Source organism: Slackia exigua ATCC 700122, from assembly GCF_000162875.1.
GTDB classification, from domain to species: Bacteria; Actinomycetota; Coriobacteriia; order Coriobacteriales; family Eggerthellaceae; genus Slackia; species Slackia exigua.
Window position 1 is genome coordinate 488,592 of the sequence record NZ_GG700630.1, and the last position, 26,317, is coordinate 514,908.

Below are 26,317 nucleotides of genomic sequence, written 5' to 3' on the forward strand. Positions count from 1 at the left end.
GCACGGCGCCTGCGTGCTTTTCTCGCATGACGAATCGCATCTCGTTCTCATCAGGAAGCGGGATGCGATTCGTCGCATGCAGCCCGTCATCTTGCGGTGAGGCGAAACCCGAAGAACCACGCGCCTATATGATGCAAAAGAGGTATGCATGGCCGCCGTCATCGCGCCCGCTCGATCCCTTCTGCATCAGAGCGCCAGGTCGAGCAGCTCTTGACGGGAATGGACGTCGGCCTTCACGTAGATATGCTTGACATGCGTCGCCACGGTATCGCGCGAGATGGAAAGCTCGTCGCGGATATAGGGCACCGATCGGCCGCGCATGAGCAGGACGAACACCTCGGTCTCGCGCTGGGTCAGGCCGAATTCCGCCGAAAGCTCCGCGAGCCGATGCTCGGATGAGGATGCGCCGGTCACGCCCGTCGCCACGGCGACCGTGCCTGCATCGGCCGAAAGGTCGGCACTTGCGCTGCACGGTCCTTCTCCGCCATAGACGGCCGACGAAGCGGCATCAAGAGAACCCGCACCCTGCACGAACGTCGCCCCCTCGGAAGCCGAGCTCGGAACCTTGAAACACGAATCGTCGCCGAGCACGAGCATGGTGCAGAAGACCAGTGCCACGATGCTTGCGATCGCAAACGTCGCGAGCGCACGCTCATCTGCAGCCACGAGCGGCGAAAACCAAAGCAACGCAATGACGCCCAGCAGATCGCCCGCATGCACGCAGATCCATCCCCATCCATACGACTGCGTCGCCGTGGAAAGCCCGCGCGCGGCGAAGCGCGCGAAGTACATCTGGGTTATCGTGCAGAACGCGAAACGGGCGGCGAGCGAGATGCCGTTGGCGATATAGGGACCGAACGAATCGCCGTATACGGCGAGCGCCGCGAAGGCCGTTACGAGAAGCGGGCATATCCACCGGAACACGAACGAAACCGATATCCGCCGCGGGCCCGACACCGAAACCATGCCCACGACAAGCATCAGCACGGCCGCCGCGATCATGACGATTTGGAGCCCTGACGCATCATCGGCCGGCTGCGCCCAGAATCCGCCGGCGACGCAGGCGAAGAGGCATGCGAGCAGCACGCCCCAGCCGTTGCGCCCGAAAAGCTTCGACACACGCACAGGCTTCGACAAGAGCCTGTCATGCGCCGCAGCGGCGTCGGAAGCATGTATGGCATCGGAGCCTTCGAGAACCTGCATGCGTGCAGCGCCTGACAGAGAACGCTGCAGCATGGCAACGGACGCGACCGGAAGAAGCGCGACGAATGCGATGCCCACGACGCCCGACATAGATGAAGTGACAAGGATGACCACGGCCGCCGCCAACGCCGAAGCCGGCGCATGCAGCTCAACATCTTCTTGAGACAACCCCGCATACCGAATGCCCCAGCCGACCCAGAGAACCGCGCTTCCCATACCTGATCCTATGGCCCCGACCCCGTACGCGACCGGCGCGAGCGACTGTCCCAAAAACAGAAGCGGCGTCGATGCGCATGCCATTGCAGCGGATACCCAAAGCACGGCCGGATGATCTACGACGGCACCGAGGCGTCGCTCCACGAACACGAGAGCCGCAAGCGCAGCGATCGCCGACAGCACGGGAAGCACAGAGAGCGCCGATCCCCTGTTGGATTCAGCGAGGACGGCGGGGGCGAGCGATCCCATGGCATTCAGTGCGACATCGGTATAGAACGTGCAGAACACCCAGGCAAGCAATAGTCCCCAACCCAGATATCGTACGCGAATCAAATGCAGCTCCTCGAGCACATGACCCCCCCTCGATCCTTCCTGCCGCCGATCGCACGAAACACCTTCCCACACGCACACGGAAAGAAACGCGATCGACTCGGGCCGATATCCTATCACGCGACGAGGATCCGCCGCACGCCGCAAACGAAAGCGCCATCAGGTCGCCCAGCAGCGCTCCCGCAGCAATCAAGGCGAACTTCTTCTTGATGCCCCTCCTCCGTAGATCGAGTCAACGCCGCATGCATGCGGGACCTTCTCGCATGCACCATGTCACACGGCACTCTACGCACAGAGCCCCTGAAGGCTCAAAAACCGCATGAGGACGAACGCCTTTCGGCCCCAAGGGAGAAGCGACGATTCCGTTCTGCGCAGAGCGGAATACGGAGACGGACCGAAAGAACCGATGCCTCCCGAACGGATAATCGACGTTAGAATGGACAGAGTGAAAAAGCCGCATAGAGCAAGAAAGGCAGCCTACGAAGGTACCTGCCGCATGAGCGAAAGGAGCAGGCAATGGAATTCATGAAGCTCGCCGCGCAACGGTATTCCGTCAGGAAGTTCTCGGACGCTCCTGTCGAGCCTGAAAAGCTTTCCGCCGTCCTTGAGGCAGGAAACATCGCGCCGACCGCGAAGAACCTCCAACCCCAACGCATCTATGTCTTGAACAGCGCGGAGGCGCTTGAAAAGGTGGACGGCCTCACACGATGCCGGTTCGGCGCCCCGGTCGTGCTCCTGATCGCCTACGATGCAGACGAGGACTGGAAGAACCCGCTTGAGGAAGGAATCCATGCCGGGCAGCAGGATGCGAGCATCGTGGCCACGCACATAATGCTTGCGGCCACCGAGGCGGGGCTCGGCACCTGCTGGGTCAATCTCTTTCCCAATTCCCAGGCGAACGAAGCGTTCGATCTGCCTGAATCCATCGTGCCCGTGCTGCTCATGCCGATCGGCTACGCAGCCCCGGACGCGAAACCATCCAGACTGCACGACGAGCGCAAGCCCCTTGAAGAGACCGTAACGTATGTGTAGGGCCTATCGCGCCCGAACGTAGCAATCGTAGCGGATCGTCTTGCCTCGCAGGCCATAGGAAGGCTTCCTGCCCGCGAGGAACGGCCCTTTGAGCGGACGCTTCACGACGACCTTGCGTGGACCCGCCGTCAAGGCGGCGTCAAGGAGCGCCGATTCGTCGTCGCAGGGAGCTTCGAGCCGCTGGATCAGCTGAAGCTTCTTCTTGGCTACGGCATCTTTGCGCTTCTCGGGAAACATCGGGTCCAGATAGACCACGTCGGGCTGCCGGCCATCATGCATCGCCTGGTCCAAAGCATCGAGCGCATCGCCTTGGACAAGGGTCATGCGTGCGACGATCCCTGCAAGCTCAGGATCCTTCCGTGCACGTTCCATCGCATCGGCGAGCAGGGCTGCCACCACAGGGTTCCGCTCGAGGAGCATGACCGAGAAACCGGAAGCCGCCAGCAGAAACGAATCCTCGCCCAGACCGGCCGTGCAATCCATGGCGATAGGCGCGGATGCCCCTTTGACGCGGCAGGCGCGCACAAGCAGCTCCTTGGAAAGAACGCCTGCTCGCACGCGAGGACGCATGCGTGAAAAATCGCCGCGCACATCGACCCCGTCGCGCGAAAGCGTCAAGCCCTCGACGCGCATATGCAGATCAAGGCCGCATGCACGGGCGCATGCCTGTGCATGCTCGAGCCGATCGTCACGTATATCCGAGGCGCCGCCTCGTGCCATGGCGGCGCGGTTACGCGCGGGTCGCGCTCGAAGCAGCCGCTTTTCCGCGCCCGAATTTCAGGCCGTCGGTCAGGATGTAGGCGACCATACCCACCGCAAGCAGCATCGGATAGAACAGAAACGGGATGATGGACACCGACGAGATGCCCGCGATGCCTGCTCCGATCAGAAGCTGAGCGCCGTACGGGATGATGCCCTGACCGATGCACGACCACGTATCGAGCAGCGATGCCGCCTCGCGCGGAGAAACGTCGTATTCCTCGCTGATCTGCTTGGCGACCGAACCTGCCATCACGATGGCGACCGTGTTGTTCGCCGCCGCGACGTCCAGCAGGAAGACCAGCAGGCCGATGCCCGCCATGCCGCCCTTGCGTCCATGGAAGTGCTTATGGATGAACTGCAGGATGGCCGCGAACCCGCCGTGCTGACGCATGAGCGAGCCGATGGCCGCGACCAGGATGGTCACGATCATGGTTTCGAACATGCCGGTCGCGCCGGTACCCATGGACGTGAACGCGCTCACGAAGGAAAGCGTGCCGGCGGCAACGCCCGTCAGCAGCATGAGCAGAATGCCGATCGTCAACACCAGAAGCACGTTCATGCCGGTCATGGCGAGGATGAGCACGACGAAGTACGGTACGGCGAGCACCGGGTTGAACTCGTAGGTGCCCACAGACGCAGGCGCCGAAGAAGATGCGACGACGGCGATGACGACCATGGAAACGAGTGCGACGGGAATGGCGATCTTCGCGTTCTCGTAGAACTTATCCTTCATGGCCGCACCCTGGGTTTTCGTGGATGCGATCGTCGTGTCGGAGATGAACGAGAGGTTGTCGCCGAACATGGCGCCACCGATGACGCTCGCCACGCAAAATGCAAGGTTCAGATCGGCATTCGCCGACACGGCGACGGCGATGGGGGCCAAGACCGACACCGTGCCCGTGCTCGTCCCCATCGCAAGCGAGATGATGGCCGCGATAAGGAAGAGCCCCGGAATGGCGAAGTTCGACGGAATGACCGAAAGCATCATGTTCGCCGTGCTCTCCGCACCGCCGGCCGCACTTGCCAAACCGCTGAACACTCCGGCGAACAGGAAGATGAACAGCATGATGACGATGTTCTCGTCCCCGATGCCGCGCGCGCAATGGCGGATCTTCTCATCGAAGGAAAGCGACCTGTTCTGCACGAGCGCCACGGTCAGGGCGACCATGAACGCCACGACGACCGAGATCACGTAGAAGCCCATCTGCCCGTCAATGGGCCTGACGTATTCGAAGTACACGCCCGACCCCAGATAGAGCACCAGGAACACGATTATGGGCAGCAGCGCGAACCCGTTCGGTCCGATCGCCCCGCCTCCGGATTCCTGGAGGCGCGCCTCTTCGACGGCGGCCGTAGCGGCCGCGGATTCGGCCTGGCCCGTTTCTCTCTTCTCAAGCATCGGTCTCTTCTTCCCTCGTCTGAACATGAGTTTTCGCATTATGGCATACGAACGTGAACGAGGGGTTTCCAAGCCGTCGATTCATACGACGCATGCGGCGAACGTACGCTCTCCTCGGGCATCCGCTCGCCTCGCACCCTCGACGTCGATTCACGAGCCGCGCGCGGCGAACACGCGGGCGATGGCGATCCCCGAAAACGAGGACCGGGAAATACGAGCACACTTCTTTACGCGTAGATCTCCCGTTCCACAACAAGGTCGTTCTTGATCTTTCCGACGAGCTTCTGCAGAGCATCCACGCAGTGCGGACGAATGTCGGCGCCGATGAGCACGTACATGATGGAATCGCCCACCTTGAGCACTCCTTCGTTGAGCCACACGCGCACGTAGTAGACGCCTGGCCAGGTGAGCGCTTCGGCAACGGCGGCATCCACGCCCGCCGCATCGTAGCTGAAATCGACCTGCGACACCTCTCCCAGACCTTCGACGCCTTCGCGCACCTGACGCTTAGGCGTGACGCGCACGACGCCGTTGTGCGTCAGGTACATGCCGCACTGCGCGGCGCTTGGGTCGGCCTTCGCTTCTGCGAGCCATTGATCGATGGACGGATGCTCCTTCGGCATGTTCGCGCTCCTTCTGTCATGCGAAAACGACTGCGATGCATTCGATGCGAACCAGATGTTCGGTCCAACGATACCACTCCCCCGGCAGAATGGATGCGCCGCAATGCCCTACCGCATGCGACGCATCGCATGCAGACGCGAAATGCACAACGCCCCATGGCGCCCGACGGATATGCGTGCGCGCGGCACATAGCGCTCGAAGCGTACGTGCGCAATGCCTAGCGCTTGGAAGCAACACGCCCCACGCGCTGCGCGCATCATCGGTCTTCACGCCGAGCAAAAGAATAATTCCTTCTATTTCATTCTTTTTGCAATATATATTTGACACTATGCAATGTATATCGCATACTGCACAGTAATGCACGATATATCTTACAGACGAAAGGCGGGCATATGGAAGGGCAGAAGAACCTTCGCATGAAAGCCGCCCGTGCGGCGCGCGACATGTCGCAAGGCGATCTTGCCGCGGCCGTAGGCGCCACGAGGCAGACCATAGGGCTCATCGAGGCGGGCGGCTACAACCCGACGTTGAATCTCTGCATAGCCATCTGCCGTGCGCTTGGGTGCACGTTGAACGACCTGTTCTGGATCGAGGGGAAATCTCATGACTAGTTTGATGAAAACCTGGAACGATTACATGAAGCCCGCCGACGAGTGCGAGGAAACCGAGGGAGATCGCGCGTTCAAGAAACCTTTCTGGTTCCTCATCGCAGGCATCATGGTCATCGCGTTCTATCTGATGTCGTACGTGCAGCTCATGGACGTCCATCATCTCGACATCATGACCGAAGAGGTGAAAGCCGCCTTGAGCGCGGTCGTATCGGCGCTCTTCGCATGCATAGCCATCGCATGCATCGTCGTGGCGAATACCCAGCAGGCAAAGGGGGTCTATTGCGGATCGAAGTTCGGCCATAACGCCTCGTTTCCGCTCGGATTCACCCTCGCCTATTCCGCCGGATCCGCAGTCGTCTTCTCCTGCGCCCTCTCTGCCGTGCGCACCATCGCCGAAGTGCAGCTCGTAGGATTCGAGCAGGCATATCTGCTGGCAAATTTCCTTATGGGAGCCGCATTCGGCATCTTCGTCTTCGGGTTTGCGGTTCTCGCCCTTTACCTCGCCTGGTCGCAAGCCCGCAAAGCCGCAGAAGCCTTGGCGAGAGAGCTGGACGACTGACGAGAGCCCAGAGATGACAGGCGTGCGGAATCGATAGCGCATGCAGCTGTCCTCATGCCCGCATCCCCGGCATGTCCTCCGAAGCCCGCGCGACCCCATCTCCGCATAGGCCGAGGCACGAAACCGCCTTCGGGCGTCCTACCCCAGCATGACCATGCAGAGGAAGGCGCCAATCACCATGGTCATGAAGACGATGACGGCGATGCTCGCGGGAATGAGCCTGCGCTTCCAAACCGACACGACGGCGATCGTGTCGATGACGTCGAGCACGAAGCAGAACTGAAGGGCGATGTTCACAAGCATCATGATGACGCCCATCTGGCCCGACCGCCGAAGGCAGATGAAATACGCGAGTCCCCAAGGAACGAACGAAAGAAGGATCAGATAGTCCACGAGCATGAAGAACAGGGCGCCGAAGGGGCCGGTGAAAAATGCGAGCACAATGCTCGCAAACACTCCGAACATGAAGAATCCCAGATAAAACGGCACCGTCGCATACCGCACGATGACAAGGGACCTCATGAGGTATTCCTCATACGCAGGGGACGTATGCACGAACGCCCAAATGGCATTGATCAACGCAGACGCAAGATACAGGATGATGATAAGGTCGTACGGCCCGTCATCGTCATTGGCGCCCATCAGGAAAAAGAAGCAGAACAGCAACGCAACCTGGACGATGGGAAATGCATACCACCAAACCGCATAGGGTTTCTTCGAAAGTGTTCGGACGTCTTCTGGTGAAAGAGTCGAAATCTGCTCTTGCATGAAGCCTCCTCGCGCGGCGATGAATCCTGAAACACCATACCACGCGCGCGGGAAGAAGAGATCCGATTCAGCGACGATCCCCCTCCCTTCCGCATGCGACATGAAGCGAAGCGCATGGCACGTCGAATGCGTTCGCATTATCCCCTTTATAGTTCAGAAACCCTGTATATTTGAACTTAAAACGAACGAAACGCACCGAATGCGGTTCAAGTTCAATGAATCATGGTATTCTTCCGTGCTAGTTCAATTTAATCACTGAACTACGGAAGGATACGCTCATGGAAGAAACCTTCGCATCCCGCCTGCGCGAGGCGATGGCGGCCGCGCGATTCAAGCAGGTCGACCTTGTGCGCACGGCGCAGATACAGGGCCGCAAACTCGGAAAAAGCCAGCTCAGCCAATATTTGAGCGGAAAGACCACCCCTCGTGCCGAAACGCTTTCCTTCCTCGCGGAAGCGCTCGGCGTCACGCAAGACTGGCTTCTGCGCGGAACGACGGAGGCGTCGGCAAAGGAGTCTTCTTCAAGTATGCCGACGCCCGCCCCAACGCACAGAGCCGAAACACCCGGAATCTCGCATGCCAACGGCCGCACGAAAACCGTACGACCAGCCTCTCGCCTATCCCCCGATACGAAATCCGCTCCCTCGGCGACCGCCGAAGCCGAAGGCGCGCGGCGTCTCTTCAGGAAGTCCTCCAAGCTCGACAACGTGCTCTACGACGTGCGCGGACCCGTCGTCGACGAGGCGAGCCGCATGGAGGAGGCCGGCACGCATGTCCTGAAGCTCAACATCGGCAATCCCGCCCCGTTCGGATTCCACACACCCGACGAGGTCGTGTACGACATGGCGCGCCAGCTTCCCGATTGCGAAGGATATTCCGATAGCCGCGGACTGTTCTCGGCCCGCAAGGCTATCATGCAGTATTCCCAGCTCAAGAAGCTTCCGAACGTCACCATGAACGACATCTACACCGGCAACGGCGTCAGCGAGCTCATCAACCTCTGCATGCAGGCCTTGCTCGATTCGGGCGACGAAATCCTCATTCCCTCGCCTGATTACCCCCTGTGGACCGCATGCGCCACGCTCGCGGGCGGAACCCCCGTACACTATATCTGCGATGAGCAGGCCGACTGGTATCCGGACATCGACGACATGCGCGCCAAGATCACAACCCGCACCAAAGCGATCGTCATCATCAACCCGAACAACCCGACCGGCGCGCTCTATCCTCGAGAAGTCCTGCAGGAAATCGTCGACATCGCGCGCGAGCACCGGCTCATGATCTTCTCCGATGAAATCTACGACCGCTTGGTCATGGATGGCGAAGAGCACGTGAGCATCGCTTCGCTCGCCCCCGACCTGTTCTGCATCACGTTCAGCGGGCTCTCGAAATCCCATATGATCGCCGGCTACCGCATCGGCTGGATGATCCTTTCGGGCAACAAGCGCCTGGCCGAGGACTATATCCTGGGCCTCAATATGCTGTCCAACATGCGCCTCTGCTCGAACGTCCCCGCGCAGTCCATCGTGCAGACGGCCCTCGGCGGACACCAAAGCGTCAACGATTACATCGTGCCCGGCGGGCGCATCTACGAGCAGCGCGAATACGTCTACAATGCCCTCAAGGACATTCCCGGCATCAGCGTGGTGAAGCCGAAGGCCGCCTTCTATATCTTCCCCAAGCTCGATGTGAAGAAATTCGCGATCGAAAACGACGAGCGGTTCGCGCTCGACCTGCTGAAGGAGAAGAAGATCCTCATCGTGCACGGCGGAGGATTCAACTGGCACGAGCCCGATCACTTCCGCATCGTCTACCTGCCCCGCATCGAGGTCTTAAGCGAAGCCATGGAGCAGATCGGCGATTTCCTCTCGTATTACCGGCAATAGTGCAGGGATGGAAGGCAGGATACGCATGCGTACGAACGCAGTCCGCATACATCGCGCGACGTCGGATACGACGGCAAGGGTCGCGGCGGACGAAATAGACGCTGATACGCGAAGCTCGGACGACGAGGCAACGGAAGCCGAAATCGAAATGCAGGAGCCGGCGAAGCCTGCGCATGCGCTGCGCGACAAAATCATCGCGGCGGTCTGTCTTGCGGTGACGGCCGTTCTCTGCGTGAAGGCGGGACTCATGATCGCGGCGTCCGACAGCAATTGGACGGGAGGCATCATCCCCATAGCCGGCCTTACCTTCATAGCCTGGCGCGTCTGGCCGCGGGCCGAGGAATAGACGCGGGGATGCTTCTCGTTATCCAGTCGTCCAAGAACCTCATCTGGTCTTCCGTATGGAACCAATGCTCGCCATCAGGCATGACGGTAAGCTCCGAGCTCGTCGTACGCGCAAAATCCGTTATGGCATCCAGGCTGGTTATAGCATCGTTCTCCGCATAAAGAATGCTGGTAGGAATACCCCAGGTGATCGGATGTTCCCTGGCGAACGTGAGATAGGTCCATGACAGCCGCTCGCCGGACGGCGTTTTTATCTCGCTTCGGGCATGAAGCTCGTCCTCCGTCACGCCCGCTCGCTCCATCATTGCAAGGATCAACTTCTCCATATCCACGATTGGCGAGATGATCATCGCTTTTTCGATCGGCATCTCGGATAACGAGACCAAAGAGAAGTAAGCGCCTATGCTCTGAGTGATAAGAAGGACCTTGCTGTATCGGGAATGGAGCGAACTGAAATATGCAGGGAACTCGAGCTGCGCTTCCCATGGATACGCCGATGCGTAATCAAAGCCTATGACATCGTATGCATGTCTAAAGAGCTGCCTATATCGATCAGCTTCCTTTGGAGAGCCGCCCCTCCCGTGCACATATACAATCGCACTGTTCATCGCGACCACCCCTTTCTGAAACAAAACATTCGTGAACTAATCTATTATGCCTTGAATCTTTACTGCGAATGCAACGGCTCATATCGAACATCGCCGCTGTATGCATCGGACATGCATTGGCCGATGTCGTGACGATTTACGATCAATTTTGAACGATTTTCACCGTTCCGTTGTAATCACAACAAACTGAAAACAGCCTGCCACCTGGGATTATCCAGATGGCAGGCTGCGAACGCGTGGTGGAGGCGCGGAGAGTCGAACTCCGGTCCATACCAGCTCATCCCCGAGGCTCTACAAGCTTAGTCTGCATTCGATCTCGAACGCATCACGCCTGCAGACGGGCTTGATGCGTCCATACCGGTTCCGTCTTAGCGCACGACCATACCGGTCACGTGACGTGCGAGCGTTCCCCGGAATGACGTCGCGCCGGGATGGGGAAAGGCCCGGGTTGACGAGCTGCTATAAATTAAGCAGCAAGGGCGTACTGCCCAGAGTAGTTCTTGTTGCCAATTAACTTGACGGTACCCCTGTTTATCGTGGCGAGGAGACCACGGCCTGCTCTTCGGTTCAAAACTGCCATGTCGAAACCGGTCGCCCCCAATATGAGGCTTCGGGCGCGGCGCACCCGCGCTTCCCGCCCGAAGGGTTCGACGGCGTTCAGCCGTTCGATTATGTAGGTGCCTGGCATCCACCCTATCAAGGGGCACGCCGCTCGTCAACGCGAGGGGCGAGCTATCTTACTTGAACCACTGGCGAACGTCAACGAGATCGCGGAATTCGTCCGATGCCTCTTTGAGGTCCTTCATCGTGGCAGCGGTCTCGCGTGCGAGGTCCATGCCGCCCTTCGCGAAGCTCTTCACGTCTCCCTGCGTCACGCCGAATGCAAGCTCCTCCGTATCGGGATCTTCTTCCTCGGCCGGGCAGTAGTCGTAATACGCGCAGGTGTCGCAGTCGCCGTCGCAGCCGGCCGCATAGTATGCCGCCGCCTCCGCGTACAGCGCGCGCTCCTGCTCGCAAAGCGCCTCTTCCTCAGGATCGACGACCGCATCCGCAGCCGAATCCTCGACATTGGATGCGCCTCCATCCTCGGACTGCTGCGCAGTCGCAACCTCCGACTCCTCGACCTGAGGCGTGCCCGCTTTCGGCTTCTCGACCTCCGGCTTCTCGGTCTTCGGCTGTTCAGATATGAATTCTTCCTCATCCACGAAGTCGCCGTCGCAGACATCGTAGTATGCGCATTCCTCGCACTCGCCGTCGCAGCCGGCATCGTACATGATGCGCCATTCGGCACGCAGGCGTTTCTCACGTTCTTCCTCGAGCTGGGCCTTCAGCGCTTCAAGTTCCTCGTCCTTGCCGCCACCTTTCGCAGACGATGCGCGAGACGCGGCATTCGAGCTCTTCATGCCTGATAGAACCGAGCGCGCGGTGCTCTTGGCCTTCCTCTTGAACAACGACATGCATCCCCCTTACCGCGAGCGCACCTTCATCGCACGCTCGATTTCCCGCTTGGAATCGCGCTCTGCCATCGCGGCGCGCTTGTCATAGAGCTTCTTGCCGCGCGCAACGGCGATTTCGACCTTGACACGGCCATTCGCGTCGAAGTACACGCTGATCGGCACGATGGCCATGCCTGCATCCCTCGTCTTCTGCTCGAGATAGCGGATCTGACGACGATGCAGCAGAAGCTTGCGCACGCGATCCGGCTCGCGATTCGCGATGTTGCCATGCGAATACGGCGGAATATGCAGGCCATGCAGCCATGCCTCGCCATGCCGGATAAGCGCGAACGTATCGGTGAGCTGGCAGTTGTTTTCTCGAAGCGAACAGACCTCGGTCCCGGAAAGGACGATGCCCGCCTCGAACGTCTCGATGATCTCATAGTCATGGAACGCCCTGCGATTCTTCGCGATCGGCTTCTTCTCACGAGACATGCGTGCATCCTCCTCTCGCATACCGGCCCCGCCTCGGAGCGCATTGCAGCGGTAACTTTCCTATTATAGCGACTACGCGTGCATCGACGCGAGCCTCATCGAGGTCTCCAGGAAGCACGCGAATGCCGTGAAGCCCGCCTGTTCGATGCAAGAGCGAAGGTTGCCGTGCGCGCATAGGGAAAGACGGCGACGACGCGAATGCGCACTGCATCTCCCAGCCGCACGACATCACCGCTCTCGACCCCTGAAAGCATGCGACGCGCTGAATCGAGATGGAAGAATTCTCCTAGATCGCGCATCGGCACGAATCCCTCCGCACCCATTTCGATGCGCACGTAGAACCCCGATGTCGAAACGCCCGAAACCATGCCGTCGAACGGCTCGCCGATATGTTCTGAAAGGAGCTCGTACATCTTGAGCTCCTGCGATTCCCGTGCCGCCGTCTCCGCGACCTTCTCTTGCCGAGAGGCATGGTCGGCTATGTCCGGCAGCGCCGCCTCTTGCGCAGACGTCGTGCCGTCGCGTCCCCGCAGCACGGCTTTCAGCAGGCGGTGCGCCATAAGATCGGGATAGCGTCTGATAGGACTCGTGAAATGCAGGTAGGCCGCGCTCGCAAGACCGAAATGAGGCTGGCATTCCGGCGCATACCGCGCCTGTTTCATGGCCCGAAGCACCAACATGGAGACGAGCGAACCTTCGGGACGGCCGTGCGCCCGCGCAAGGACCGCCTGCACTGCCTTGGGAGATCCCATGGCGAACGCGGAAAGGGAAACCGCATCGTCGTAGCCGAATTCATCCAAGATGGGAACGATATCGATCAAGTCGCCCGAGTCGGGCGCCTCGTGCACACGGTAGATGCACGCAGCGCCGGCATCGCGCATGATGCGAGCAACCGCTTCGTTCGCCGAGATCATCGCCTCTTCCACAAGAGAGGTCGCGTCGTTTCTCCGTCGAAGATCGACTGAAAGGGGGCGTCCCTGATCGTCGAGACGCACCTTCGTCTCTTCGCGGTCGAAATCGATGCCTCCCGCACGCGCACGACGCGCCCTAAGCGCCCGCGCGATCCGATGAAGGGATTCGAGACGTGCTGCGATGGCGCGTATGCCGTGCATATCGTCGCCTGCAACGGATGACCCCAAAGCCGACCGAAGAGCGCCGTCGAGCGTGCAAGAGCCCGAAAGCTCGTCGGCCGAGCATGCATACCGCGGCGTTTCCCGCCCTTCGAGATCCGACGATCCGAGGGCGCGCATCGATTCCAGACAAGCTTGGACATCCTCATAGACGAATCGCGCCTTCGACTCGATGACGGCAGGATAGGCGTCCACCCGCACAAGCTCGAGCGCATGCGAGTAATACAGGTCGACCGTCACGGCACGACGGGCGACATTCGGTTTCAACGAGCATATGTCGTTCGACAGCTTCTCAGGAAGCATGGGGAGCACGCGATCGACAAGATACACGCTCGTCGCCCGTGCCCGCGCTTCGAAATCGAGCGGCGTCGCCCAGGAAACATAGCGGGAAACGTCGGCGATGTGCACGCCGACGCGCAGCAACCCGTCGACCTCGTCGAACGACAATGCGTCATCGAAATCGCGGGCGTCCGAAGGATCGATGGTGAACGTGATGCGATGCCGCAGGTCGCGATACCCTTCGTCTCGAAGCGCGCGATCGATGCCCGCCTCTGCGGATGCCGCCTGCGCGAGCGCATCATCGGAAAAGCACGTCGCAAGCGTATGGCGCGCGACGATGAGATCGACATCGATGCCCGCATCGCCCTCGTGTCCCACGACCTCTTCGATGCTGCCGAATGCAGGCTGTCCCGCTTCCGGATAGGCGGTGATGCGCACGCGTACGATATCGCCCTCGCGCGCCGTCGACGCATCCCTGCGCAGCGTGAAGATATCATGCCTGATGCGCGGATCTTCAGGAACGACGACTCCATACGGCTCGGCGATTTCGTAGCGTCCCACGATCGACGCATGCGCACGCGTCACCACGCGCGCGACGCGTCCTTGCGGTCGATCCGTACGCCGCGCCCGACGATTCCCATCTCCACCGGATGCTCGGGAAACAGCGACGACATCGCCGTCGAAGGCTGATTTCATGGCTGATTCGGGAATGAAGAACTCGCCTTCCGCGGTCTTCACGAAACCATACCCGGACGGCATGACCTCGAGCACGCCTTCCGGCAGGACTCGAGCCGTCCTTCTCGTTCGAAGGCGGCGGGTACGAGGATGGGGCATGGCGAGACTAGTTCTTGATGAGGGATTGCGCGGTTTCGACGGCGACTTCCTTCTGACGGTCCGTCGAGGAGTCGCTATCCATCGCGACGGACGCGTCGGGCGAGACGCCGACGCCGTCGATGGCATACCCGCTGGGAGACACGTAGCGCGCCGCCGTGTAGCGCAGGGCACCGCCGAACGAGAGGGGACGCGTGACCTGCACCGACCCCTTCCCCATCGTCGTCGTCCCCACGATAGCCGCGCGATCGAGATCACGAAGGGCGGCGGCGAGGGCTTCGGCCGAACCGGCGGTATTGCCGTTCACCAGCACTACGAGCGGAGCTTCCGTGGCAAGGTCGCCCGACACCTCGCGCGTCGTGGAGGTAGTCAGCGTATCGATCTCGACGACCGTGCCGCTCTTGATGAACAGCGAGGCGACATCGACCGACTTCGAAAGATATCCGCCCGGATTGTCGCGCAGGTCGAGCACGAAAGAGCGCGCGCCTTCGTCGGTCAGCTCGGAGATGGCCTCGCGCACGAGGGCATCGGAATTAGAGGTGAACTGCTTGAGCGAGATGTAGCCGACCTTGTTCGTCAGCTGCGTCGTGACGTTTGGTTCCTCGTAGTTTCCCGTCGTCAACGTGGTCGTGAACTCTTCGCCGCCCGTCGAATCGAGGCTCTCGGCATGTCGCCAGCGTATGACGACGGTCGAGCCGGACTCGCGCTGCACCGCGTTGATGGCTTCGGTCGCGGACCAGTCCTGGGAGGAATCCCCGTCGATCGCCACGACGAAATCGCCGGGCTTCACCCCCGCTTCGGCGGCGGACGAGCCTTCGAACACGTCGAGCGCGTACGCCTTGCCGTTGTATTCGGAGAAGAATACGCCGACTCCGGGATAATCGGACGAAGACGAATCGACGTAAGCCGAGTAGCGATCGGCATCGTAATAGCGCGCATAGGAATCGCCCGTCGACTCCAAGAACGCTCCCAGCACGGCGTTCGTCGCGCTCGATTCGTCGTACGAATCGACGCTGTCGGAGGAGATGATGCTCATGACTTCCGACAGATGGTTCGCCACATCGGAAACCTGCATGGACGCGTTGGATGCGACCGGGGCCGGCACGGAAACGGAATTCACGCCCAGCCTCTCCATCAGGGGGTCGTACCCGCGCACGAGGAACCCGAGCGCGAAAAGCGCGAACGCCAGGACGAGGACGAAAAGCGCCTTCAAGATCCTGACGTCGCGCCGCTCCTGATCGGAGACATGCTTGCTATGTTTCAGAGAGCCCATGCGTCCCGTCCGAAACGCCCGCTACACCTTGAGGTAGCGACGCATCGCGAACATGGAGCCCACAGCCGCGATGATCAAGCCGGCGACGACCAGCGTGAGATAGATGCGCGCATAGGTCACCGAAGACAGAGCGATGGGCAGCCACATGAGGGCCGTGGAGACCTGGGGAAGCGCGACGCGGCGCAGGATCTCCAGGAAGACGATGGCCAGACCGGCGCCGATAAGCGCATGGAGAGCGCCTTCCATCAGGAAGGGCCCGCGAATGAAGCCGTTGGAAGCGCCCACGAGCCGCATGATGGAGATCTCCCGGCTGCGGGCGAGAATGGCCAGACGAATCGTGTTGTTGATGAAGACGAGCGCGATGAAGACGAGCAGCGCGATGAGCGCGACGCCGATGTAGCGCACGTAATTCGTAACGCTGAACAGGCGTTCGATGGTCTCCTGACCGCCGTATTTCAGGCTGTCGGACGGATCGTCGGGACTGTCGCAGATCTCCTTGAAGGACGCGTTCGATGCGATGGCGCCGACCACGCTTTCAACCTGCTGCGCGTCGGACAGCTCGATATCGATGGAGGCCGGCAGCGGATTCATGCCGTCGAGCTGCTCGACGATCTCGGGATTCGAGCTCATGGAATTGCTGAAGTTCTCCATGGCTTCGTCCTTGGTCGTGAAGCCGACGCTCTGGACGCCCGAGATGCCTTCGATGGTCTTCATGACGGCGTTGATGTCGTTCTGATTCGCATCGTCGGAAACGTACGCCGTGACGGAAACCTTGTCCTCGACCGAGTTGACGATGTTGTCGACGATTCCGCCGCCAACCAGGAATACACCGATGATCAGCAGAGACAGGAAAATCGTAATGATCGACCCCAGCGTCGTGCTGAGGTTGCGGGAGAATCCGGTCAGGGATTCCTTGAAGAAATAGAACAGACTAGACATCGAAGCCGTACACCCCCCTGCTCTGGTCGCGCGTGAGCTGGCCGCCGTCAAGGGCGATGACGCGCCTGCGCATGTTGTCCACCATCTCGCGGTCATGCGTGGCTACGAGCACCGTGGTGCCGGTCTTGTTGATGCGCACGAGAAGATCCATGATGCCGCGCGAGGTCTGCGGATCGAGATTGCCCGTAGGCTCGTCGCACACCAGAAGCGGCGGACGGTTGACGATGGCGCGCGCGATGGAGACACGCTGCTGCTCGCCGCCTGAGAGCTGGTCGGGATACTTGTTGAGCTTGTCCTGAAGGCCGACGAGCCTCAAGACCTCGGGAACCTGCGTCTTGATGACGTGACGGCTCTTGCCGATCGCCTCGAGCGCGAACGCGACGTTCTCGAAGACGGTCTTGTTCGGCAGAAGCTTGAAGTCCTGGAAGACGCAGCCGATATTGCGGCGCAGCTTGGGCACCTGGCCGCTGCGCATGCGGGTCAGATCGATCTTGTCGATGTAGATCTTCCCGTCGGTGGGTTGAAGCTCGCGCGTGATCAGACGGATGAACGTCGATTTGCCCGAACCCGAATGCCCGACCAGGAAGATGAACTCGCCTGGATAGATCTTCACCGAGATGTCGTGCAGGCTCGGCTTGTTCGGCTGGGCCTGATACACCATGGTGACGTGGTCGAAGGTGACGACCGGCGCGCCGAGAGGCTGCTGGACGTCTTCGACGTTCAGGGTCGGAAGGGACGTGGAGAGGTCGGGCGTCGCATGGGCGCCGCGAACCTGGGAGCGACGGGCCGTTGCGCCGACGGGAGGCATGACGCCCGTTCCCTGGTCGACCGCATCGTGCCCATCGGGCGCGGAAGCGTCGCGAGCGGCATGGGAACGAGGAATGGCCCCCGTTGCCCGCCGAACGCGCGGCCGCGCGTCGTTTGGATTAGCCACAGAATGCTCCGTTCAATCAGTGTGTACTGGACTACCGGCCCATATTGTATCAACTCAAGCAAACCGCACGTCAAGCGGCCACAGAATCCGCATCCGACGAAAACGCGGGACTGCCGCGCGCAAGACGGGCGCATCACGCCCGCGAACCGGCGATATGCTCCTTCGCTTCCTTGCGCGCGATGACCTTGAGCGCGGCCTCGACGATGGAGGGGGCGTCAAGATGGAAGTATGCGAGCAGCTCTTCGAATTCGCCCGAGGTGCCGAAGCAGTCGCGCATGCCGACGCGCTCGAGAGGCGCGGGATGCGCCTCGGCGAGAAGCTCGCTTACCGCCCCGCCGAGGCCCCCGATGACGGAATGCTCTTCGGCGGTCACGATGCAGCCGGTCTTCGCCACGGAGGCGAGAATGGTTCCGGCATCGAGGGGCTTGATGCAGAAGGCGTCCACGACCTCCGCGGACACGCCCTGGCCCGCAAGGGCGTCAGCGGCCTTCATGGCCTCGTCTATCTCCACGCCTGCGGCGACGATCGTGACGTCTGTGCCTTCGCGCAGCACATAGGCACGACCCATTTCAAGCTGAACGCCGTCGTCGTACACGCATGGAACGGATGCGCGACCCATGCGCACGTACACCGGACCCGGCGTACGTGCGGCGAGGCGGATGGCCGCTTTGGCGGCCGTGTAGTCGGCGGGGACGAGAACGCGCATATTGGGCAGAACGCGCATGAGCGCGATGTCCTCGATCATCTGATGGCTGCCTCCGTCGGGCCCGACGGAGATGCCCGCATGCGTCGGCGCGACCTTCACATCGAGCTTCGAATAGCATACGGTGTTGCGGATCTGGTCGTACACGCGGCCGGTGCCGAAGACGGCGAACGATCCGGTGAAGGCGACGTTGCCCGTCAACGAGAGACCCGAGGCGATGCCGATCATGTCCTGCTCGGCGATGCCTGCGTTGAAATGACGGTCCGGATACGCGACCTTGAACTTCCCCGTGGTCGTGGACCCGGAAAGGTCGGCGTCGACCGCGACGACGGGAACCCCTTCCCCGGCGAGCTCTATGAGCGTCTCGCCGTATGCCGCACGGGTCGCGCGCTTTTCTGCCATGTCTATTCCTCCTCGAGGGAAAGCTCGGCGACGGCGAGCTGCGCCTGCTCGGCATTCGGCGCCTTGCCGTGCCAGCCGGCTTGGTTTTCCATGAACGAAACGCCCTTGCCCTTCGTGGTTTCCGCCACGATGACCTTCGGCTTCCCCGAATGCGTCTCTTTGGCGCAGGCAAGCGTGTCGACGACGGCCTCCATGTCGTTGCCGTCGCAGGCGAAGACCTGCCAGCCGAACGAACGGAACTTATCCCCCAGGTCATCAAGGTCGCAGACATCGGCCACGCGCCCGTCGATCTGCAGACGGTTACGATCCACGATCGCGACCAGATTGTCGAGCCTGCGATGGGCGGCGAACATGGCCGCTTCCCAAACCTGACCCTCCTGGCATTCGCCGTCGCCGAGAAGCGCGAAGACGCTCGAGGCGGAACCGGAGAGGAACAGGCCGCACGCAAGACCGCACGCGATGGAAAGCCCTTGGCCGAGAGAGCCCGTCGAAACCTCCACGCCGGGAAGCTTGAGGCGGTCGGGGTGCCCCTGGAGCCTGCTGCCGAGCTTTCGGAGGGTGGCCAGCTCCTCGGCGGGGAAATACCCCGACTCGGCAAGCGTCGCGTACAGCACGGGAGCCGCATGGCCCTTCGACAGAACGAAGCGATCGCGTCGTTCCAGCGTGGGATTCCCAGGATCGTGCTCGAGAATGCCGCCGAAGTACAGGGCCGTCAGGATGTCGGCGCTCGAAAGCGATCCGCCCGGATGCCCGCTTCCGGCCTTGGAGAGCATCTCGATGACGTCGATGCGGACGTCGACGGCCTTATCCTTCAATTCTCGCAGGTCCACTCGTTCTTTCCTTTCAATGGAGCCCATCGCCGTCTCCTATTGGGAGACGCGCCACCGATGATAGCCGATGACGAATTCATCGATCTGGCCATCGAGGACCGCGTCGACGTTGCCCGTCTCGACGCCGCTCCTCACGTCCTTCACCAACTGATAAGGATACAGCACATAGTTGCGTATCTGGCTGCCGAAGCTGTTGTCGCGTTTCTCGCCGCGCAGGGCGTCCATCTCATCCTCGCGCTTCTGCCGCTCGAGCTCGTAGAGCTTCGCACGCAGGACCTTGAATGCCGATTCCTTGTTCTGCAGCTGGCTCTTCTCGTTCTGGCAGGTCACGACGATTCCGGTCGGCAGGTGCGTGAGACGGACTGCCGAGTCGGTCGTATTGACGCACTGGCCGCCGGGGCCGCTCGAACGGTATACGTCGACGCGTACGTCCGAAGGATTGATCTCGACTTCGATGTCGTCTTCGACGACGGGGAGCACCTCGACGCCGGCGAAGGTCGTCTGACGGCGTTTCTTGTCGTCGGTCGGGGAGATGCGCACGAGCCGATGCACGCCGTGCTCGCTGCGCAGCATGCCGAAGGCGTTCTTTCCTTCGATCTGCACGACCGCGCGATCGAGGCCGATGACTTCGCCGGGCACCACGTCGAGGAGCTTGACCTTCCAGCCCTTCTTCTCGGCGTAGCGCACGTACATGCGATAGAGCATGTCGGTCCAGTCCTGGGCTTCAAGCCCGCCGGAACCCGGATTGACGGACACGATGGCATCGCATGCGTCGGAAGGATCGGTGAACCAGGATTCGACCTCCATGCGATCGAGCGCGCTGGACAGGCCTGCGCGCAGCTCGTCGAATTCGACGGCGAACGCATCGTCCTCTTCGATGAGCTCGAGAGCGGCCCGCGCGTCCTCAAGCGTCGCGCAGGCCGCGCGATATTCATCGAGGGTCGAGCGAATGTCGCTCGCGCGCTTGGAAGTCGCCTGGGCCGCCTGCGCATCGTCCCAGAATCCCGGCTGCGAAATGACGGCGTCGAGGTCGTGCAGGCGCCGCTCGTTCTCTTCGATATGCAGATAGCCGCGTGCGGCCGCGAGGCGCTCGGCGAGCTCATCGAGCGTGGGGATGGTTTCGTCCGACATCTACGCGCCTACCGATTCGCGCCGTGGCATTTCTTGAACTTCTTGCCGCTCCCGCACGGGCAGGGGTCGTTGCGCCCGACGTTCGCATAGGGATCCTCGTCGGCCTTGCGATACGTCTTGGCCTTCTGGGGCGCCGGCGCGGGAGGACGGCCCGAAGCGGCCTGGCGGACCGCATCGCGCGATATCGACGATTCGCTCAAGGTCTGTTCGGGAGACGTGTAGCTGACGTTGCGTCCTTCGAGGACGTCTGTCTCGGGCGCCTCGACGGCCTGCGCCTCTTCGGGCGCCGCGATCTGCAGGCGCAGGATCGTGCGCATGAAATCCTCGTACATGCCGGCGGTCAAGGCGGCGAACGCGGAGTGGGCCTCGTCTTTGTATTCGGTCAGCGGATCGCGCTGGCCGAGCGCGCGCAGCCCGATGCCGGTGCGCAGGTAGTCCATCTCCTGCAGGTGCGCCATCCAGCGGACGTCGATGATATTGAGCATGACCTGGCTGCCGAGCTTCTTGAGCGCGTCTTCTCCGAGCGCGGCCTCCTTGCTGCGGTACACGCCCAGCAGATAGTCCAGAATCGCATCGCCCAAAGCGTCGGCGCTGTCGTCGTGATCGATCGAGGACGCATCGAAGTCTTCAAGTCCTGTCATGTTCCTGACCCAGGCGTTTATGGCCCTGAGATCCCAGTCGTCGCTCGCCGAGCGCTCGGGACAGCACGATTCGATGAGGTCGGTGATGGCGTCGACGAAGATCGTCTCGATGCGCGAGGAAAGATCCTTGCCGTCGAGAATCGCGTTGCGCTCCTCGTAGATGGCGGTGCGTTGCAGGTTCATGACGTCGTCGTATTCGAGAACGGTCTTGCGCGCGCTGAAATGGAGCGCTTCGACCTGGTGCTGGGCGCTTTCGATCGCTTTCGAGACGATGCCGGCCTGTATGGGCATGTCCTCGGGGATTTCCGTGCGCGACATCACGGCCGCGACCTTGTCCATGCGGTCGCCGCCGAATCGGCGCATCAGATCGTCTTCGAGCGACAGGTAGAACTGGGTCAAACCGGGATCGCCCTGACGGCCGGCACGGCCGCGCAGCTGATTGTCGATTCGGCGGGACTCGTGGCGCTCGGTGCCGATGACGGCGAGGCCTCCTGCACGAAGGACCTGTTCGTGCTCTTCCTTGGTGATGCCCTTCGCGACCTCGAGGGCCTCGGCGCGCTGGACGTCGGTCGCCTCTTCCAGGGAGATGCCGCGCTGGGAGAGGACGTCTTCCATGAGGACCTCGGGGTTGCCGCCCAGAAGGATGTCGGTGCCGCGGCCCGCCATGTTCGTGGCGATGGTGACCGCGCCCGCGCGGCCCGCCTGCGCGACGATATGGGCTTCCCGCTCGTGATTCTTGGCGTTCAAGGTCTCGTGCGCGACGCCGCGCTTGTCGAGGATGCGCGAGAGGCGCTCCGAGCTTTCGATGGACACGGTGCCCACGAGGCACGGCTGCCCCGCGCGATGGCGCTCTTCGACCTCGTCGGCAACGGCGTTGAACTTCGCGTCTATCGTGCGGTAGACGAGGTCGTCCTCGTCTTTGCGCGCGACGGGCTTGTTCGAAGGGATGGCCACGACGGGCAGCTTGTAGATTTCGCGGAACTCCGCGTCCTCGGTCATGGCGGTGCCGGTCATGCCCGAAAGCTTCTCGTAGAGGCGGAAGTAGTTCTGCAACGTGATCGTGGCGAGCGTCTGGTTCTCCTCGCGGATGCGCACGCCCTCCTTCGCCTCGATGGCCTGATGCAGGCCTTCCGAATAGCGGCGTCCTTCCATGATGCGGCCGGTGAACTCGTCGACGATCTTGACCTGCCCGTCGGAAACCACGTATTCCTTGTCCCGATGGAAGAGGAACTGCGCCTTCAACGCTTGCTGCAGATGATTCGCGAGCTGTGCGGACGGATCGGAATAGATGTCGTCGATGCCGAGGCGGGATTCGATTTTCGCAAGGCCGACCTCGGTCGCTATGATGGTGCGTTTGCCCTCGTCGATCTCGAAGTCGATGTCGGGAACGAGGCCGCGCATCGCACGCGCGAAGCTGCGATACGTCTCCGCCGCCTTCGTGCCAGCGCCGGAGATGATGAGCGGGGTCCGCGCCTCGTCGATGAGGATGGAGTCGACCTCGTCGACGATGGCGAAGCTATGCCCTCGCTGCACGCGGCGCTCGGCGCGCGTGACCATGTTGTCGCGCAGGTAGTCGAAGCCGAATTCGGCGTTCGTGCCGTAGGTGACGTCTGCCCGATAGGCGGGGATGCGCGCGGCGGGACGCATGCCGTTCTGCACGAGGCCGACGCTCATGCCCAGCTCGCGGTACACCCGGCCCATCCATTCGCTGTCGCGGCGCGCGAGGTAGTCGTTGACCGTGACGATGTGCACGCCCTTGCCCGAGATGGCGTTGAGATAGCCGGCGAGCGTGGACACGAGCGTCTTGCCTTCGCCGGTCTTCATTTCGGCGATCTGACCCTCGTGCAGGGCCATGCCGCCGATGAGCTGCACGTCGAAGTGCCGAAGGCCGAGCGAGCGAACGCTTCCCTCGCGCACCGTCGCGAATGCCTCGGGAAGCAGGTCGTCCAGGCTTTCGCCCGCATCGAAGCGTTCGCGATAGCCGGCCGTGAGGGCGGAAAGCTCCTCGTCTGAAAGCTCCTGCATGCGCGGCTCGAGCTCGCCGATACGCGCGGCCATAGCCTGGTACTTCTTGAGCTGACGGCCTTCGCCGAGCGTAAGGAGCTTGGTAAGCAGTCCCATCTGAACCTCTTCACTGTCATAGGAAGCCGGCCGCATGGCGCACGTCGTCTGCGGCTGCACGAAAATCGCGTTAACTTTACCACAGGGCGTGCATCACGCCTTGGCACCCGGAAAGCGGCGAGGGAAAGAATCATCATCATCGCACACGAGTACGCGCTGATACAGGCCGCGCGACGCATCGGACGGCGAAAGCCCCATATCATCGCGAAGATAGGTGCAGAGATGGTGATAGGTCTCCGTCGCGGCGTCGAACCGGCCGTTGGCGATCTGCGCACGCATCAACGTCTGATGGAGATCCTCCCGACGATCGTCGCGATCGAAGGCCGTCTGGGCGAGCCATAAGGCGGCCTTCGGCTCGTCGGCGTCGACGAGCCGGTCCGCGCCCGTCGCGAGCGCATCGGTGATGCGGCAGCGACAGCGCTCCCGGCACATCGAGATATAGGCGCTCTCCGTCTCCGACGGCATGATGTCCCCGGCATACGCATCGCAGATACGACGATACGCCCCGATCCAGGATTCAAGATCGACCTGCTCGTACTTGAACACGTTGCAGAGCTCGTCAAGCTCTTCGACGTCGCAGCGCGCGTATCGCATATCGAGCATGCAGCCCATATGCTGCTTCGCCACGTACGGGCACTCCCCCGATTCGAGCGCCAGCGCCCGCCTGAGCACCGACCAGAGCGAGTAGAAGTTGTTCAGCGCACGCCGTTCGTCGCACCCGGGCCACAGGGCGTCGAGCAGCTTCGCACGGGGAACTTCCCGGCCTCTATTCAGGGCAAGAATGGCCAGCAGGGTGCGCGCCTTGCGCTTCGCGAACCTCTCGGGTCCGATCGCTTCGTCTCCGCGCGTGATCGACATGCCGCCGAAGAGGCGGATGTACAGAGGTTCCACACGTTCGATGACATGCGCGTTCGCAGCGCGGACCTCTCCGACCAGAACGCGTTCCCTGTGCTTGCGACGCTCCGCGCGACGCTCTTCGAGACGGCGCTTCTGAACGGCAAGCGAAAGGAGCATGATCTCGCAGCGCCCCTTGCGTTCGATATCGTCATCCGGAAAGGAGACGCCACGCATATCCGCATGCTTCGCCAAGGCCCCGTACAGCAGCGCCTCGGCCGAATCGGGCACCGCCAAGCGGCGGCGTCGGCCGCGCAGGGCGGATACGCCGCGTTCGAAAGCATCGTCGGCGCATGCGGCGCATTCCACGCATGTCGGATCGTCGACGCAGACCGCCGCCGCATCGGCAACGAGCCGCGTGAGCACGAGCATCCCGATCCTGCTTTCGCATATGCGATCTCCGCAATCCTCGAGCTGCGCGATCGCGCCTTCGATATCGTCTTCGCCTAGAGACGCCGCGCGCATGACGGCGGGCATCGCGCGGGAAACCGACAGCATGCCTTCGTCGTTCGCCATGAGGTCGAACGAGTGCTCGTCCATGTGCTTCTCGATGAAGGAGCGTGCGTCCATGCGCTGACGTTCGCTGCCGAACCGCATCGTCGCGAGCGCGGCGAGGCAACGCCTCCATACGTCGCACGCTGCGTCTCCCCTGATGCGCGCAGCCATCCTCAACGCGCCCTTGGAATCGTCCAACATGATAGAAGCAAGCATGGCGCCGGTGGCCACGTCCGAAGGAAGCGGCGCCTTCGTCGACGAGAACCCTTCGACCAGTTCGAGCACAGGGCCGGGCTGCCCGGCATGCAACAGGACCTCGAGATTCGACTCAAGCCAGGAAAGACGTCGGGAGCGGGTGGCGAACTCGCCCACAAGAGCGCAGGCGCGCGAGAATTCCCCTTTGGTGAACAGCAGCTTCGCAAGCTTCATGACGAGAGAGTCGGCGCTCGAGAAAGCCGAGATCGAGACGATGGAATCAAGCGAAGCGAAGAAGATCCTTTTGATCTGCGGTATCGAAAGCGGCGTCGTGCAAAAGGCCTCATTGACCGAATCGATGCCTACGAAAGGATAGTACGTTTCGATGAATCGACGCGTGTCCTTCTTCAGCGCCCGCGCGAAATGGAAAAGCTCTTCGGACGACCCTTCGCGCGCGACCAGCATGACGAAGAGCGCGAGCTGGATATCGTGAGGCAGCCCCGATGTCAGCCCGTCGAGAAAGCGCCCTTCGTCCTCGGGCTCGCCCCATGCGAGAGCGCACACGCGGACGGGCTCGAACGAACCGGCCGCGCCGGGTTTCAGATCGACGGCGCGCTCGGCGGCGACCGAGGCCAGCTCCCCGTCGTCGAGCAGGAAATCCGTGGAATCCACGACGACGCATCCTGCATGGCGGTCGAGCACCGATTCGAACGACGGCTCGGTCACGACGACGACCTCCCAACCCGCCTCGATAAGGCCGTCGACGACTTCGGAGAACGACTCGGCGCGAACGTCGTCGAGATACGGCACATCGTCGAACACGACGAGCGATCCCTCTTCCCCGTATTCGAGCAACGTCGGCAGCACCGTCTGCGCATCGAGGTCGCGGATGAAAAGCGTATCGCGGGCATCGATCCAATGGGTCGAACGGAATCCGAAGATCTCGTCGGCGTATTCGACGGCGAGCGTCGTCTTCCCGAAGCCCGTCGGCGCGATGAGCACGCGGGGGACGTCACGCTCGGAAATCATCGAGCGCATAAGCCTCGGCCGCGGATGACGGCGACGCGCGCCTGCGCCCTTGGGTCTTCGTCCGTTGCATGCCGAAGCTTTCAGATAGTTCCTCATGGTCCTCCCCTAAGAACGTACGGGCAACGCATGGTTTCATACATCTCTCATCAGCTTTAATGTTTTATTTCATAGATATCGATTCATGCGTTGCCGAATATCTATCACCTTCTAGGTAAC

General features: G+C 61.6%; 22 protein-coding genes and 1 other RNA gene. 5 read left to right on the forward strand and 18 right to left on the reverse strand.

Annotation, left to right across the window (positions count from 1 at the left end; genetic code table 11):
- Positions 1-186: 186 nt before the first annotated feature.
- Complete coding sequence (locus tag HMPREF0762_RS02150; protein ID WP_147286821.1) at positions 187-1,752, reverse strand: helix-turn-helix transcriptional regulator; 1,566 nt, start codon at positions 1,750-1,752, stop codon at positions 187-189.
- Between the two features lie 513 nt (positions 1,753-2,265).
- Between HMPREF0762_RS02150 and HMPREF0762_RS02155 the strand changes: the two genes are divergently transcribed.
- Entirely contained in the window at positions 2,266-2,781 is a 516-nt protein-coding gene (locus tag HMPREF0762_RS02155; RefSeq protein WP_006361750.1) for a nitroreductase family protein, read from the forward strand.
- A gap of 3 nt (positions 2,782-2,784) precedes the next feature.
- Here HMPREF0762_RS02155 and HMPREF0762_RS02160 read toward each other — a convergent pair whose 3' ends face one another.
- The 3 genes from HMPREF0762_RS02160 to HMPREF0762_RS02170 all read right to left on the reverse strand — a co-directional run bounded on the left by HMPREF0762_RS02160 (position 2,785) and on the right by HMPREF0762_RS02170 (position 5,565).
- Positions 2,785-3,501 carry a class I SAM-dependent methyltransferase gene (locus HMPREF0762_RS02160; protein WP_040618827.1) on the reverse strand — a complete coding sequence of 239 codons (717 nt, stop codon included), beginning with the start codon at positions 3,499-3,501 and terminating at the stop codon, positions 2,785-2,787.
- A gap of 10 nt (positions 3,502-3,511) precedes the next feature.
- Positions 3,512-4,942, reverse strand: a complete 1,431-nt coding sequence (locus tag HMPREF0762_RS02165; protein ID WP_040618828.1) for a Na+/H+ antiporter NhaC family protein — start codon at positions 4,940-4,942, stop codon at positions 3,512-3,514.
- A gap of 227 nt (positions 4,943-5,169) precedes the next feature.
- Positions 5,170-5,565 carry a molybdenum cofactor biosynthesis protein MoaE gene (locus tag HMPREF0762_RS02170; protein WP_006361754.1) on the reverse strand — a complete coding sequence of 132 codons (396 nt, stop codon included), beginning with the start codon at positions 5,563-5,565 and terminating at the stop codon, positions 5,170-5,172.
- A 393-nt stretch (positions 5,566-5,958) separates the two neighbouring features.
- Between HMPREF0762_RS02170 and HMPREF0762_RS02180 the strand changes: the two genes are divergently transcribed.
- Together HMPREF0762_RS02180 and HMPREF0762_RS02185 are read left to right on the forward strand one after the other, a co-directional pair.
- On the forward strand, positions 5,959-6,177 hold the full coding sequence (locus HMPREF0762_RS02180; protein WP_006361756.1) for a helix-turn-helix transcriptional regulator: 219 nt from the start codon (positions 5,959-5,961) through the stop codon (positions 6,175-6,177).
- Entirely contained in the window at positions 6,170-6,736 is a 567-nt protein-coding gene (locus HMPREF0762_RS02185; protein ID WP_006361757.1) for a hypothetical protein, read from the forward strand. Before HMPREF0762_RS02180 ends, HMPREF0762_RS02185 begins: the two co-directional genes overlap by 8 nt.
- Positions 6,737-6,874: 138 nt before the next feature.
- Here HMPREF0762_RS02185 and HMPREF0762_RS02190 read toward each other — a convergent pair whose 3' ends face one another.
- Positions 6,875-7,504 carry a hypothetical protein gene (locus tag HMPREF0762_RS02190; protein ID WP_245935476.1) on the reverse strand — a complete coding sequence of 210 codons (630 nt, stop codon included), beginning with the start codon at positions 7,502-7,504 and terminating at the stop codon, positions 6,875-6,877.
- Positions 7,505-7,782: 278 nt separating this feature from the next.
- On the opposite strand from HMPREF0762_RS02190, the gene HMPREF0762_RS02200 reads away from it, so the two are divergent.
- Both HMPREF0762_RS02200 and HMPREF0762_RS02205 read left to right on the forward strand, forming a co-directional pair.
- Entirely contained in the window at positions 7,783-9,390 is a 1,608-nt protein-coding gene (locus HMPREF0762_RS02200; RefSeq protein ID WP_006361759.1) for an aminotransferase class I/II-fold pyridoxal phosphate-dependent enzyme, read from the forward strand.
- 25 nt (positions 9,391-9,415) lie between these two features.
- Positions 9,416-9,736 carry a hypothetical protein gene (locus tag HMPREF0762_RS02205; protein WP_115314194.1) on the forward strand — a complete coding sequence of 107 codons (321 nt, stop codon included), beginning with the start codon at positions 9,416-9,418 and terminating at the stop codon, positions 9,734-9,736.
- On the opposite strand, the gene HMPREF0762_RS02210 is transcribed toward HMPREF0762_RS02205, so the two are convergent.
- From HMPREF0762_RS02210 to HMPREF0762_RS02270, 13 genes are all read right to left on the reverse strand, one after another.
- Positions 9,699-10,343, reverse strand: coding sequence for an alpha/beta hydrolase (locus HMPREF0762_RS02210; protein ID WP_040618832.1), 645 nt, complete (start codon positions 10,341-10,343; stop codon positions 9,699-9,701). The two genes, HMPREF0762_RS02205 and HMPREF0762_RS02210, sit on opposite strands and share 38 nt — an antisense overlap.
- 237 nt (positions 10,344-10,580) lie before the next feature.
- Positions 10,581-10,942: a transfer-messenger RNA gene (gene ssrA, locus HMPREF0762_RS09080) on the reverse strand.
- 138 nt (positions 10,943-11,080) lie between these two features.
- Positions 11,081-11,800, reverse strand: a complete 720-nt coding sequence (locus HMPREF0762_RS02220; RefSeq protein ID WP_006361763.1) for a hypothetical protein — start codon at positions 11,798-11,800, stop codon at positions 11,081-11,083.
- Positions 11,801-11,809: 9 nt separating this feature from the next.
- The gene (smpB, locus tag HMPREF0762_RS02225) at positions 11,810-12,274 is read right to left on the reverse strand and encodes an SsrA-binding protein SmpB (RefSeq protein WP_009079111.1); all 465 of its coding nucleotides are present in this window, start codon (positions 12,272-12,274) and stop codon (positions 11,810-11,812) included.
- Positions 12,275-12,369: 95 nt separating this feature from the next.
- Entirely contained in the window at positions 12,370-14,517 is a 2,148-nt protein-coding gene (locus HMPREF0762_RS02230; protein WP_281269782.1) for a ribonuclease R family protein, read from the reverse strand.
- Positions 14,518-14,524: 7 nt separating this feature from the next.
- Positions 14,525-15,787, reverse strand: coding sequence for a S41 family peptidase (locus HMPREF0762_RS02235; RefSeq protein ID WP_006361766.1), 1,263 nt, complete (start codon positions 15,785-15,787; stop codon positions 14,525-14,527).
- Between the two features lie 21 nt (positions 15,788-15,808).
- Positions 15,809-16,726 (reverse strand): permease-like cell division protein FtsX, encoded by a 918-nt coding sequence (gene ftsX, locus HMPREF0762_RS02240; RefSeq protein ID WP_006361767.1) that lies wholly within the window; start codon positions 16,724-16,726, stop codon positions 15,809-15,811.
- Positions 16,719-17,660 (reverse strand): cell division ATP-binding protein FtsE, encoded by a 942-nt coding sequence (gene ftsE / locus HMPREF0762_RS02245; RefSeq protein ID WP_009078991.1) that lies wholly within the window; start codon positions 17,658-17,660, stop codon positions 16,719-16,721. The genes ftsX and ftsE overlap by 8 nt, the downstream gene beginning before the upstream one ends.
- 133 nt (positions 17,661-17,793) lie before the next feature.
- Complete coding sequence (locus HMPREF0762_RS02250) at positions 17,794-18,765, reverse strand: transketolase family protein (RefSeq protein WP_006361769.1); 972 nt, start codon at positions 18,763-18,765, stop codon at positions 17,794-17,796.
- A gap of 2 nt (positions 18,766-18,767) precedes the next feature.
- A complete protein-coding gene (locus HMPREF0762_RS02255; RefSeq protein ID WP_211204455.1) occupies positions 18,768-19,595 on the reverse strand; it encodes a transketolase in 828 nt (275 codons plus the stop codon).
- A gap of 36 nt (positions 19,596-19,631) precedes the next feature.
- A complete protein-coding gene (prfB, locus tag HMPREF0762_RS02260; RefSeq protein ID WP_006361771.1) occupies positions 19,632-20,726 on the reverse strand; it encodes a peptide chain release factor 2 in 1,095 nt (364 codons plus the stop codon).
- A gap of 8 nt (positions 20,727-20,734) precedes the next feature.
- Complete coding sequence (secA, locus tag HMPREF0762_RS02265; protein ID WP_040618835.1) at positions 20,735-23,488, reverse strand: preprotein translocase subunit SecA; 2,754 nt, start codon at positions 23,486-23,488, stop codon at positions 20,735-20,737.
- A gap of 93 nt (positions 23,489-23,581) precedes the next feature.
- On the reverse strand, positions 23,582-26,197 hold the full coding sequence (locus HMPREF0762_RS02270) for a BTAD domain-containing putative transcriptional regulator (protein WP_248676484.1): 2,616 nt from the start codon (positions 26,195-26,197) through the stop codon (positions 23,582-23,584).
- Positions 26,198-26,317 lie beyond the last annotated feature (120 nt).